The 10,972-nt window shown below is 64.9% G+C and carries 13 protein-coding genes; 6 read left to right on the forward strand and 7 right to left on the reverse strand.

The genetic code is table 11. The features are described from left to right. The 3 genes from LPZ50_RS15380 to LPZ50_RS15390 form a co-directional block, all read right to left on the reverse strand. Positions 1 to 299: FecR/PupR family sigma factor regulator (locus LPZ50_RS15380; protein ID WP_230662342.1), on the reverse strand; the 299-nt coding region annotated here is incomplete at its 3' end. Between the two features lies 1 nt (position 300). Then, positions 301 to 810 (reverse strand): sigma-70 family RNA polymerase sigma factor, encoded by a 510-nt coding sequence (locus LPZ50_RS15385; RefSeq protein WP_230662343.1) that lies wholly within the window; start codon positions 808 to 810, stop codon positions 301 to 303. A gap of 182 nt (positions 811 to 992) precedes the next feature. Beyond that, positions 993 to 1,472 carry a hypothetical protein gene (locus LPZ50_RS15390; protein WP_230662344.1) on the reverse strand — a complete coding sequence of 160 codons (480 nt, stop codon included), beginning with the start codon at positions 1,470 to 1,472 and terminating at the stop codon, positions 993 to 995. Positions 1,473 to 1,622: 150 nt separating this feature from the next. Here LPZ50_RS15390 and LPZ50_RS15395 point away from each other — a divergent pair, with 150 nt between their 5' ends. The 4 genes from LPZ50_RS15395 (at position 1,623) to LPZ50_RS15410 (ending at position 5,432) form a co-directional block, all read left to right on the forward strand. Continuing rightward, complete coding sequence (locus LPZ50_RS15395) at positions 1,623 to 2,531, forward strand: DMT family transporter (RefSeq protein ID WP_230662345.1); 909 nt, start codon at positions 1,623 to 1,625, stop codon at positions 2,529 to 2,531. 57 nt (positions 2,532 to 2,588) lie between these two features. After that, complete coding sequence (gene ettA / locus LPZ50_RS15400) at positions 2,589 to 4,262, forward strand: energy-dependent translational throttle protein EttA (protein WP_230662346.1); 1,674 nt, start codon at positions 2,589 to 2,591, stop codon at positions 4,260 to 4,262. Positions 4,263 to 4,469: 207 nt separating this feature from the next. After that, the gene (locus tag LPZ50_RS15405) at positions 4,470 to 5,003 is read left to right on the forward strand and encodes an isochorismatase family protein (protein ID WP_230662347.1); all 534 of its coding nucleotides are present in this window, start codon (positions 4,470 to 4,472) and stop codon (positions 5,001 to 5,003) included. A 207-nt stretch (positions 5,004 to 5,210) separates the two neighbouring features. Continuing rightward, positions 5,211 to 5,432, forward strand: a complete 222-nt coding sequence (locus LPZ50_RS15410) for a glycine zipper 2TM domain-containing protein (protein WP_230662354.1) — start codon at positions 5,211 to 5,213, stop codon at positions 5,430 to 5,432. A 93-nt stretch (positions 5,433 to 5,525) separates the two neighbouring features. Here the strand turns inward: LPZ50_RS15410 and LPZ50_RS15415 are convergent, their stop codons facing one another. The 3 genes from LPZ50_RS15415 to LPZ50_RS15425 are packed head-to-tail and all read right to left on the reverse strand — an operon-like array spanning position 5,526 to position 7,901. After that, positions 5,526 to 6,293: an SDR family NAD(P)-dependent oxidoreductase gene (locus LPZ50_RS15415; RefSeq protein WP_230662348.1), complete on the reverse strand. Its 768-nt coding sequence runs from the start codon at positions 6,291 to 6,293 to the stop codon at positions 5,526 to 5,528. Between the two features lie 59 nt (positions 6,294 to 6,352). After that, entirely contained in the window at positions 6,353 to 7,051 is a 699-nt protein-coding gene (locus LPZ50_RS15420) for an NADPH-dependent F420 reductase (protein WP_230662349.1), read from the reverse strand. Positions 7,052 to 7,097: 46 nt separating this feature from the next. Beyond that, positions 7,098 to 7,901, reverse strand: a complete 804-nt coding sequence (locus tag LPZ50_RS15425; protein WP_268903424.1) for an NADPH-dependent F420 reductase — start codon at positions 7,899 to 7,901, stop codon at positions 7,098 to 7,100. A gap of 85 nt (positions 7,902 to 7,986) precedes the next feature. On the opposite strand from LPZ50_RS15425, the gene LPZ50_RS15430 reads away from it, so the two are divergent. Next, entirely contained in the window at positions 7,987 to 8,988 is a 1,002-nt protein-coding gene (locus tag LPZ50_RS15430) for a LysR family transcriptional regulator (RefSeq protein ID WP_230662351.1), read from the forward strand. Here LPZ50_RS15430 and LPZ50_RS15435 read toward each other — a convergent pair. Next, complete coding sequence (locus LPZ50_RS15435) at positions 8,963 to 9,523, reverse strand: LuxR family transcriptional regulator (RefSeq protein ID WP_230662352.1); 561 nt, start codon at positions 9,521 to 9,523, stop codon at positions 8,963 to 8,965. The genes LPZ50_RS15430 and LPZ50_RS15435 overlap by 26 nt on opposite strands. 97 nt (positions 9,524 to 9,620) lie before the next feature. Here LPZ50_RS15435 and LPZ50_RS15440 point away from each other — a divergent pair, with 97 nt between their 5' ends. Further along, the gene (locus LPZ50_RS15440; protein WP_230662353.1) at positions 9,621 to 10,799 is read left to right on the forward strand and encodes an acetyl-CoA acetyltransferase; all 1,179 of its coding nucleotides are present in this window, start codon (positions 9,621 to 9,623) and stop codon (positions 10,797 to 10,799) included. The last annotated feature ends 173 nt before the right edge of the window (positions 10,800 to 10,972 follow it).

Raw genomic sequence — 10,972 nt, forward strand, 5'->3', positions numbered from 1 at the left:
TCGTCCAGCGCATGAACCGGGACATCAACCTCGTCCTGCAAGACCCTGCCACCGCCAAGGCCTTCGATGCGCAAGGCCATGATGCGCTGCCATGCCAGGCCGTGCTGCGGGCTGGCGTGCAGCCAGCTGGCAAAGGCCTGGCGCGCCTGTGCCGACGCGTCGGGCCTTTCAAGCTTGATCGACCAGGAGATGGCGGTATCGATGACGTGTCCGGGCAACTTGTCCCGGCCCGGGCCGCCGTTCAAGGCGGAGGCGCTGTTCGTGGAGGCGGCGCCGGCGCCGCTGGACCCGGTGTGCATGCTATTCGAACTGCAGCGCATAGCAGGCGCGCAGCACTTTGGACACATGGCGCTCCACCGTGCTCAGCGATACATCCAGGCGGGTGGCGATCTGCGGACAACTGAGTCCTTCCAGCTGGTTCAGCAGAAAGGCTTCGCGCACCACGGGCTTGAAAGTGTCAAGCACTTCGTCGACCGCAGCCAAGGTCTCCAGGATGATCTGCTGGCTTTCCACCGACGGCACCTGCGGCTCGGGCAGGGCGGCCAGCGTATCCAGCCAGGCCTTTTCCAGTTCCCGGCGGCGCCAATGGTCGATGACCATGCGGTGCGCCATGGTGGACAGGAATGCACGGGGCTCGGCAGCACGCACCGGCTCGCGGCGGGCCAGCAGGCGGGCGAACAGGTCGTGGCTCAGGTCGGCGGCGTCGGCCGGGTTGCCCAGGGAACGGCGCAGCCACCCTTGCAGCCAGCCATGATGGCTGCTGTACCAAGTTTCCACTTCCTTGTGCACGGTGAATTGTGTGGCGTCCAAGCCGACTCCTCGGTATGGAACCGCGCCTGGATCCGGAATGCCGCCGCGATCGCAGGTTTAGTTGCAAACGATTCTTATTACTAAAAATTCGTTGCAAGCATAGGGGAATCCGGCGGATCCGTAAAGAGGGGGAATCGCAATAGCGGACGCCCCGGCGGCGTTCAGCGCCCGTGTCCGGGCGGCTAGGGGTGGTCCTGGCCGTCCTCGTCGTCCTCGTCGTCTTCGTCTTCTTCGTCGTCCGGCAGGGGCTCGTCGCCCAGCGCGAACGGCAGCACGTCGGCCAGGTCGTCCGACCAGGCCGCTTCTTCGCCCGCCTGGTCCAGCTTGACGAAGCGCTCGCCCTCGGCCAGGGTGATCTGCACGGCCCACAAGTACAGGCAGTCGTAGGTGTCGTCGTCGGCCGGGTCCAGCCCGCCGCGATTGCCCAGCAGGCGGGCCTGCGGGCCGCCCATCTGCACGTGGGGCTGGTCGTCGGCGGGCGCGCCTTCGGCGGCCGGCACGCCGAACGTGACCCATTCAGTACCTTCTTCGCCCAGCACGACCTCGGCCAGCACGGGCTTGCCCAGATAGGCGCTGAGGGCGTCGGCGGTCTTGGCCAGCATGTCGAGTTCCTGCGAACTGAAATGCGTCAGCGAAGCCGGGGGAGTGGCGGAAGCAGACATGGAATTTCCTGGTAAGGCGCGGCCCGGGCCGTGCACGGCTAAGCAAATGCCGCCATTGTCGCGCGTTTCCGCGCATCTTTCCCGGGCGCGGCCGGCGTGGCGGCGGCGGGGCGCTAATATCGCGGCTTTGCTTTCCGCCGGTTGTTCCCGATGCCTGCTGCCGTACCCGCGCCGTCCCTGCGCCACATGCTGTTCCCGTTGACGGCGGCGCTGATCTGGTCCTTGAACATGGTGGTCACCAAGATGGCGGCCAGTGTCATCCAGCCCGCCGCCATCGGGTTCTACCGCTGGGTGCTGGCCGCGCTGCTGCTGACGCCCTTCGTGCTGCCGCTGGCGCTGCGCCACCGGCGCGCCATCGCGCCGCACCTGGGCAAGCTGGCCGTGCTGGGGGCGCTGGGCACGGCGCTGTACCAGGGGCTGACCTACGTGGCGGCCGCCACCACTACCGCCACGCACATGGGCATCATCACCGCCATGGTGCCCTTGCTGACGGTGGCGCTCAGTTGCCTGATGCTGCGTGACCGCCCCGCGCTTACCGCGCTGCTGGGCGGCGCCCTGTCGCTGTTCGGCCTGGGCGTGCTGCTGGGCGAGGGCGATCCGCTGCGCCTGCTATCGGTGGGCGGCAACACCGGCGATGCGCTGATGGGCCTGGCCGCGCTGTCCTATGCGTTGTACGGCGTGCTGCTGCGCCGCTGGTCGCTGCCTATCGGCGTGTGGCAGTCGCTGTATGTGCAGATCCTGTTCGGCATTTTGCTGCAGCTGCCGTCGTTCCTGCTGGCGCCTGCTTCGCCCCTGACCGCCGCCAATATCCCGCTGGTGCTGTACGCGGGCATTTTCCCGTCGCTGTTCGCGCCTTATTTGTGGATGCAGGGCGTGCGCCACCTGGGCCCCAACCGCGCCAGCATCTTCCTGAACCTGATGCCGGTGGGCACGGTCGTCATTGCCGCGGCCGCCCTGGGCGAAGTGCCGCATGCCTACCATGTGGCGGGCGGCTGCATGGCCCTGGCCGGCGTCAGCCTGGCCCAGTGGCGTCCGCGCCGCGCGCCGCGGCCCGCCTGACCGGTTCCGGCCTACAATCATGGCTTCTTTCCGATCCGTCTTACTGCATACCAGCCCATGGCCCAATACGTCTACACCATGAATCGCGTCGGCAAGATCGTGCCGCCCAAGCGGCAGATCCTGCGCGATATTTCCCTTTCGTTTTTCCCCGGAGCCAAGATCGGCGTGCTGGGCCTGAACGGCTCGGGCAAATCGACGCTGCTCAAGATCATGGCCGGCGTCGACAAGGAAATCGAAGGCGAAGCCGTGCCCATGCCGGGCCTGAACATCGGCTACCTGCCTCAGGAACCGCAGTTGAATCCCGAGCACACGGTGCGCCAGGCGGTTGAAGAGGGCCTGGGCGCGGTGGTGCAGGCCAAGAAGCGCCTGGACGAAGTCTATGCGGCGTATGCCGAACCCGACGCCGACTTCGACGCGCTGGCCGCCGAGCAGGCCGAACTCGAAGCCGTGATCGCGGCCGCCGCTTCCAGCGGCGCCGACGACATCGAGCACCAGATGGAAATCGCCGCCGACGCGTTGCGCCTGCCGCCCTGGGACGCCACGGTGGGTAATCTGTCGGGGGGTGAAAAGCGCCGCGTGGCGCTGTGCCGCCTGCTGCTGTCCAAGCCCGACATGCTGCTGCTGGACGAACCCACCAACCACCTGGACGCCGAAAGCGTCGAATGGCTGGAACAGTTCCTGCACAAATTCCCGGGCACGGTGGTGGGTGTTACCCACGACCGCTACTTCCTGGACAACGCCGCCGAATGGATCCTTGAGCTGGACCGCGGCCATGGCATTCCCTGGAAGGGCAATTACAGTTCGTGGCTCGAACAAAAAGACGCGCGCCTGAAGCAGGAAGAAGCCGCCGAATCCGCGCGCCAGAAAACCATCAAGAAAGAACTGGAATGGGTGCGCCAGAATCCCAAGGGCCGTCAGGCCAAGGCCAAGGCCCGCCTGTCGCGCTTCGAAGAACTGTCGTCCCACGAATACCAGAAGCGCAATGAAACCCAGGAAATCTTCATCCCCGTGGGCGAGCGCCTGGGCAATGAAGTCATCGAATTCAACAACGTCAGCAAGGCCTACGGCGACCGCCTGCTCATCGACGACCTCAGCTTCAAGGTGCCGCCGGGCGCCATCGTGGGCATCATCGGCGCCAACGGCGCCGGCAAATCCACGCTGTTCCGCATGCTGGCGGGCCGCGAACAACCCGACTCGGGCAGCATCACGCTGGGCCAGACCGTGAACCTGGCCTTCGTCGACCAGTCGCGCGATTCGCTGCAAGACAACAAAACCGTGTTCGACGCCGTGTCCGACGGCGCCGACCTGCTCACCGTGGGCAAGTTCGAGATGTCGTCGCGCGCCTACCTGGGCCGCTTCAACTTCAAGGGCGCCGACCAGAACAAGATCGTGGGCCAACTGTCGGGCGGCGAACGCGGCCGGCTGCACCTGGCCAAGACGCTGATCGCGGGCGGCAACGTGCTGCTGCTGGACGAGCCGTCCAACGACCTGGACGTGGAAACCCTGCGCGCGCTGGAAGACGGCCTGCTGGAATTCCCGGGCTGCGTCATGGTGATCAGCCACGACCGCTGGTTCCTGGACCGCATTGCCACGCATATCCTGGCCTTCGAAGGCGATTCGCAAGTGGTGTTCTTCGATGGCAACTACCAAGAGTACGAAGCCGACAAGAAGCGCCGCCTGGGCGAAGAGGGCGCGAAGCCGCGCCGCTTGCGCTACAAGGCGTTGAAGTAGGCCCGCCCCCGAAGCGCTATGCGCTTTCCAGTTCGCGGCGTCCCCGACCTGGCCGTACCGTTTTCGTCCCGGGCGGGTATTGTCAGGTGTTAGGTGTCTGGCTCCCGTCAGGGTGCCAGACACCGTCCCAACTGCGACTGTCGCGACGCGCAGCGGTGTCCGGCACCTTGTATCTTCCGATCGAAGTCAAACATTGCGAGGCTCATCATGCTGCTGCAAGCCGCCGATTCGACGCTGTTGATTGTGGATATGCAGGAACGGCTGCAGCCGGCCATTGCCCACGGCACCGAAACGGCGGATATCGCCGCCAAGCTGGCGCAAGGTGCGCGCCTGCTCGATGTGCCGGTGGTGGCCACCGAACACGCCAGTGATGCGTTGGGCGCCACCATCGAACCGCTACGCGCGTCGGTGCAAGCGGTGTTCCAGAAACGGCATTTCTCGGCCGCGCGCGAACCCGGCTTCCAGGCCTGGCTGCCGCCCGCTCGGCACACCGTGCTGGTTGTGGGCTGGGAAGCCCATGTCTGCGTCCTGCAAACCATTGTGGGCCTGCTGGAACTGAACTACCGCGCCGTGCTGGTGTCTGATGCAGTAGGGTCGCGCCGCGCCGCCGACCAGCATGCCGGCATGCGGCGCATCCGCGCTTCGGGCGCAACCGTGGTCACGGCCGAAATGGCCTTGTTCGAATGGATGGAAAGCTGCGACCATCCGCGTTTTCGCGACGTGTTACGTTTAGTGAAATAAAAGGCCGTACGGGCAACATCTGCCTGCGTGTCCTGGGGAAGACCCTACCCCTGGATACAATTTATGGGCATCCCTAACAGCACATCGAGGCGCTTTTTGCGATTCTGGAGGTTCAAAAGTTTGTGAGGGACGCAGTAGTGCCTGATTGTGTGGCCTAGTCTGATTCCAGCGCGCTGTCCCGGGCACAAGAAAAGGAGTCTCATCATGATGAAAATCGGATCGTTCTCGAAAATTTGCATGGCTGTTCTGTTGGCTGCGTCTGTCGCGGGATGCTCGTCATGGGACAGCATGAGCCGTCGCCAGAAAAGCACGGTGGGCGGCGCAGCCGTCGGCGGCGTGGCCGGTGCCGTCATCAGTAATGGCGGCATTCTGGGCACCGTGGGCGGTGCCGCGCTGGGCGGCATCATCGGCGACCAAGTCGGCAAGTAAGCGCCGCCTCCGGGCGCGCGCAGCGCGCTCGAAGCAGAAAGGCCTGGGGTCGCTCCCAGGCCTTTTTGCTGCGCGCGGCGTGCGCTTGCGGATTCAGAGTTTGTACCCGCCGCTGGCCTCGATTACCTGGGCAGTGACCCAGCGGCCTTCGTCCGACGCCAGGAATGCCACCACTGCGGCAATGTCCGAGGTGTCCCCGAAGCGGCCCAGGGCGGTATCGGCTTCGATGGCCTTTACCATCTCGGCGTTATCGCGGACGGCGGCATTCATGTCCGTGCGTGTCCAACCCGGCGCGACGGCATTCACCGTGATGCCGCGCGGCCCCAATTCCATTGCCAGCGCATGAGTCAGATTGTTGATGGCGGCCTTGGCCATGGAATAAATGGGAACCGCGGGTAAAGGCCGGGTGGCGAGGCCGGAAGAAATATTGATGATCCGCCCGCCATCGGAAAGGCGGCCGAGGGCGGACTGAACGACGAAGAACGGCGCGCGGGCGTGCACCGCGAACATCGTATTCCAGCTGTCCGGGGTGGCATCCGCGAAGCCGCCCCAACCGGCGTTTCCCGCGTTGTTGACGAGAATGTCGAGCGCCTTGCCGCCGGTCCGTTCGATGAGCTCGCCATCGAGCTGATCGAACAATGCCGGGATAGTCTCGGCGGCGGCAAGATCGGCGTGCAGCGCGAAGGCGCTGCCGCCGGATGCCTCGATCCCGGCAACCGCTTCGTCAGCGCCGGCCTTGCTGGCGTTATAGGTCAGGGCGACCGTCGCGCCTGCTTTCGCAAGGTGTTCGGCTATCGAGCGGCCGATGCCCCGCGAGCCTCCGGTGACCAGGGCGGTTTTTCCTACAAGCGACTGCGGCATGGAGTGTTCCTTTAATGATGCGAAATCGGGCCCACTTGACGGAGGGGGCTTCGCGAACATCACACGACCCGTTCGCGCAGGATGGGGCCCGGGTTTGCTTCGACAATCGAAATGCCCAGGCGGACCAAGTCGGCGTCGCCGCGGTACTCATGTTCAGCGATCTGGTGCATTAGCACGCCGAGTTGTTCCAGTTGGCGGGCGGCCTTCAGTGGGCCCGCGTTGACGGGCGTGAAGCCCGCCGCTTCGATCAGGCTGCGCACGGTGTGCCCTGCATCCTGGTCGTCCGTCGCGTAGAGAACACTGGGCCGGGATGGCGAAGCTGCCCAGGCCCCGGTCTCCAGAACCGGCGCAGCCAGCAGGTTGAATGCCTTCACCACCCGAGCGCCAGGAAGCCGTTCCTGCAGGTATTCAGCGGTGGAGTTGTCGCGCATGAAGGCGTGATCATGAAAGTGCACGAACTCGCCCGTTACGCCCAGCGGGTTCATGGTTTCGATGACAATCTTGCCGTCGAGCGCGTCGCCCACTGCCTGGATCACGGTATCGACGCGCGGCCAATACACCGAGAACAGCACCGCGGTGCCGAAATCCGCGGCCTGCCTGATGGTGCCCGGCCTGGCGCGGTCGCCCAGCTCGGCAAGCAGCGGGGCGACCTTGCGATCTTCGCCGTCCTTGGCGAGCACCAACTGATGATTGGCGGCGGCCCAGGCCCGGGCCAGCCGGCTGCCTATGTTGCCGGTATTCAGGATTCCTATCTTCATTGAGTTTCCAGTTGTCCATTCATGCCGTGGAGAACCCCGCGGCGTTTTAGCGTTGAACCGTGTCGGCGCTGGCCAGTTCAAGGAACAACGCCACATGGATGGGCGGCATTCCTTCCAGCGTTCCGCCGATCGGCGCAGGACGGGTGGCCCCCTCCACCAGTTTCCGCGCAGCCTCTGGGGAAATGGGCTTGCCGGCACGCTGGAAAAGTTTCTTGGCCTCATCCTCGGGCAGGTGCTGCGGAATGGCTGGGGCGTAAGGCCAGAAGTAGATGGGAGTATTGGGTTCGATGCGCCAGCTGTCGGCCAGCGTGCCAGCGTCGACAGTGTCGTAGCCCACCGCGGCGATGAAGCGTGCCACCGTTTCTTTCGCGCCGGTGTCGTCACCGGCGATTGGCAGGGTCGTACGCTCGGCGTTGCCCGGGGGCCGGGCGTTGTGCCGCATATGAATCCACCCCAGGTTGTGCAAGCCCTTGATTACTTTCGCGCCAGGCAGGTGCCGCTGCACCAATTCGCTGGACGTCAGTTCGCCCGTGTCGAGGTCGGCCCGGCGAAAATCGCCCATGCCTGGGTAGTAGTTGGTTTGATCGAGAACCACTTTCCCGGTGAATTTGCCGGCCGGCAATGTCCCGAACGCTGGCAGGGGAATGGCGAGCGAGACGATATCCCCGGCCGCGATCGCGTCTTCGACCGACCCGGCGCGCGCCAGCGGCCCAAGTTCCTCGACCAGGGCCGCAAGCGATGCCGGGCCGCGAGAGTTGCTGACCACTACCTGGTATCCCGCGGCGACGGCCAGGTGCGCCACGGCTTTGCCCACCAGGCCGGAGCCGATGATTCCGATTGTCTGTGTCATTCGTGCCTATCCATGCAGAGAGAATGGCGGGAATCCGCCGACAGATTTCAAACCGCGCCGCATCCATCGGATGTGGCGCGGGCGTATGAAGCACACTGTAGATTTAGCCGTTGCATTGATAAATAGGGCTAAAAAACACATACTGTTGTCCATGAATACATCAATTGATTTGCCAGAGATGAGAGTCTTTGCGGCCGTCGTGACCGATGGCTCTTTCACCGCGGCCGCGGAGAGGCTTGGCACCGACAAGGCGCGTGTCAGCCGCATCGTCCGGCGCATGGAAGAAAAGCTGGGCGCGCGTCTCCTGGCACGGTCGACACGCCGGCTTAGCGTCACCGAGGTCGGGCGAGATTACTTCGAGCGCGCCGTTTGCATCCTGACCGCCGCCGAAGCGGCCGAGGCAGCGGTGGCGCAACAGTCCAGGGAACCCAAAGGGCTGCTCAAGATCACAGCCGGCTCTGAGTTTGGAACCATGGTCGTGGACGAATGGATTGCCGCGTTCCTGCGGCGGGCGCCAAAGGTAACGGTGGAGGCGGAATACACGAACCGCCTGGTAGACATCATCCATGAAGGGTTCGACGTTGCGGTCCGGGTCGGCACGCTCGAGGATTCCGGGCTATCGGCGCGCCGGCTGGGCGAGGTGGCCTACGGCTTGTATGCTGCTCCCGATTACCTGCGGCGCGGGCCGGCGCTTGTCGCCACTAGCGACCTTAAGCATCACGACCTGATCATGAAGGCAACGCGGGGCCGTTCCAGTTGGGCCCTGGTGAACGGCGCGAAAACCGAAAAGGTAGCGGCATCGCCGCGCTGTGCGGTCAATAGCACGATCGCCGCGAAAAACCTGGCGCTGGCGGGGCTTGGCATCGCGCAGTTGCCTCGATTCATGGCGGAATCGCACGTGAGGGACGGCTCGCTGATCCGCGTGCTGTCCGGCTGGGCCGAAGCTCCGGCTCCGGTCCACGCCGTATTCGCATCCAGCCGCTACATGGACCCCAAAGTGCGCAGCTTCGTGGACCTAAGCCTCGACGCCTTCAAAAGCGCCACGACGGACCGCCGGGTTCCTAATCGCCGTCCGTCACCTGGATGATCCGGGACACCAGTTCGGCGGTGTTCTTGGCGTTCAGCTTGCGCATCAGCCGCCCGCGGTGAACCTCGACGGTGCGGTGCGAGATACCCAGCTCGGCCGCGGTTTCCTTGCAGGTGAGGCCATTGACGATGAACCCGGCGATTTCCTGTTCGCGCGGGGTCAGTGAGGCCGTCTTGCTCAAGCGGTGCTGGATGCGGTCGAACGTCCATATCATCAGGCTGAAAGGGTCTTGCGGCGTCAGCGTGACGCCGCGCGCGCGGGCCCAGAAGATTTCCTTGCTGCTGTGCTGCATGAAGCGCTCGTCTTCATACGTGGTGTTGTGGCGCAGCGCATTGAGGCAGCGTTCGCCGATTTCGTAGTAGTCGGCGCTGCACGGATACAGCTTCAGGATCAGTTCGCCCGTCAGGGCTTCGACCGAATAGCCGAACAACGACGCAAAAGCCTTATTGCATCGCAGTATGCGGCGCTGCTCGGTCATGATCATCGGCGAAGGCGATTCGCGGAACGCCAGTTCTTCCAGGTGCGTTTCAGTCATATGCGTGGAACTACGTATATATGTACGTGTGTGCACTGATAGACGTACGTATGGGGAGTGACCATCATATGACAAAAGAACCATTCTGGAGGAGCACATGCAAAAGCACACTGTTTCGCTGGTGGGCAGCGGCCACACCAAATTCGGCCGGCTGGACGCCCTGACCCTGGAAGACCTGATCGTGTCCGCCGCGCGCGAGGCGCTGGACGACGCGGGCGTGCCCGCCCGCGAGGTCGACGCGGTGTTCCTGGGGCACTTCAATTCCGGCATGGTCGGCGATGGTTTCGCGTCGTCGCTGATCCACCAGGCGTCGCCCGACTTGCGCTTCACGCCGGCCACGCGCTGCGAAAACGCCTGCGCGTCCGGCGCGGCGGCGATCGCCGCGGGCGTGGCCGCCATCCAGGCAGGGCAGGCCAGCGTCGTGCTGGTGGTGGGCGCCGAGAAAATGACCCACAACAGCACCGCCGACGTCACACGGGCCCTGGCCGGCGCCGGCTACCAGAACGACGCCCAGGAAGCGGCGCTGAGCTTTCCGCAGGTGTTCGCCGTGGCCGCGCAGGAATACACGCGCCGTTATCAAGACCCGCTGCCCGCCATGGCGGCCATCGCCGCCAAGAACCATGGCAACGCCATGCGCAACCCGTTGGCGCAGATGCAGCGGCCGCTGGATTTCGACGCCTGCAATACCGTGTCGGAACGCAATCCGCTGATCGCGCCGCCGCTGCGCCTGACCGATTGTTCGCTGGTCACCGATGGCGCGGCCGCCATCGTGCTGGTCAGCGCCGAACGCGCCAAGGATTTCCCGCGCGAAGTCGCCTTGCGCGGCATGGCCCACGTCAGCGATCTGCTACCCATGTCGTCGCGCGACTTCCTGGCCTTCGAAGGCCCGCGCAAGGCCGTGGGCGATGCGTTCGAGCGCGCCGGCGTCCAGGTCGCCGACCTGGACTTCGCCGAGGTGCACGACTGCTTCACCATCGCCGAACTGCTGATCTACGAAGCCATGGGGCTGGCCCCGGCGGGCCAGGGGCATCGCGTGCTGGACGACGGCACCGTCATGCGCGGCGGCAAGCTGCCCGTTAACCTGTCGGGCGGGCTGAAGGCCAAGGGCCATCCGGTGGGCGCCACCGGGGTATCCATGCATGCCATCTCGTTCCGCCAGCTGACGGGGCGCGCCGGCGACCTGCAGATCGAACAGCCCACGCTGGGCCTGGTATTCAACATGGGCGGCGCGGCAGTGGCCAACTACGCATCCGTACTCGAAGCCAAGCGGGCCTAGCCGAATGAATATCGCCAATTGGCTTTATGCGCGGGCGTTGCAGACGCCAGCCGCGCCGGCCCTGTCCGCTTCCGGGCCGCGCCCGCATCCCGTCACCCAGCAAAAACACAAGCCACGTGGGAGATCCTATGCAGGTCAAGCTGTTCGCCGCGGCCACGCTCGCCGCCGCCCTT

The organism is Bordetella petrii (assembly GCF_020991325.1).
In the GTDB taxonomy this organism is placed as follows: Bacteria; Pseudomonadota; Gammaproteobacteria; order Burkholderiales; family Burkholderiaceae_B; genus Bordetella_A; species Bordetella_A petrii_E.

Coding starts and splice junctions, on each gene's coding strand:
- LPZ50_RS15390 (WP_230662344.1), bottom strand. CDS start 1,472: ATGTCTGCTTCCGCCACTCCCCCGGCTTCGCTGACGCATTTCAGTTCG.
- LPZ50_RS15395 (WP_230662345.1), top strand. CDS start 1,623: ATGCCTGCTGCCGTACCCGCGCCGTCCCTGCGCCACATGCTGTTCCCG.
- ettA (WP_230662346.1), top strand. CDS start 2,589: ATGGCCCAATACGTCTACACCATGAATCGCGTCGGCAAGATCGTGCCG.
- LPZ50_RS15405 (WP_230662347.1), top strand. CDS start 4,470: ATGCTGCTGCAAGCCGCCGATTCGACGCTGTTGATTGTGGATATGCAG.
- LPZ50_RS15410 (WP_230662354.1), top strand. CDS start 5,211: ATGAAAATCGGATCGTTCTCGAAAATTTGCATGGCTGTTCTGTTGGCT.
- LPZ50_RS15415 (WP_230662348.1), bottom strand. CDS start 6,293: ATGCCGCAGTCGCTTGTAGGAAAAACCGCCCTGGTCACCGGAGGCTCG.
- LPZ50_RS15420 (WP_230662349.1), bottom strand. CDS start 7,051: ATGAAGATAGGAATCCTGAATACCGGCAACATAGGCAGCCGGCTGGCC.
- LPZ50_RS15425 (WP_268903424.1), bottom strand. CDS start 7,901: ATGACACAGACAATCGGAATCATCGGCTCCGGCCTGGTGGGCAAAGCC.
- LPZ50_RS15430 (WP_230662351.1), top strand. CDS start 7,987: ATGAAGCACACTGTAGATTTAGCCGTTGCATTGATAAATAGGGCTAAA.
- LPZ50_RS15435 (WP_230662352.1), bottom strand. CDS start 9,523: ATGACTGAAACGCACCTGGAAGAACTGGCGTTCCGCGAATCGCCTTCG.
- LPZ50_RS15440 (WP_230662353.1), top strand. CDS start 9,621: ATGCAAAAGCACACTGTTTCGCTGGTGGGCAGCGGCCACACCAAATTC.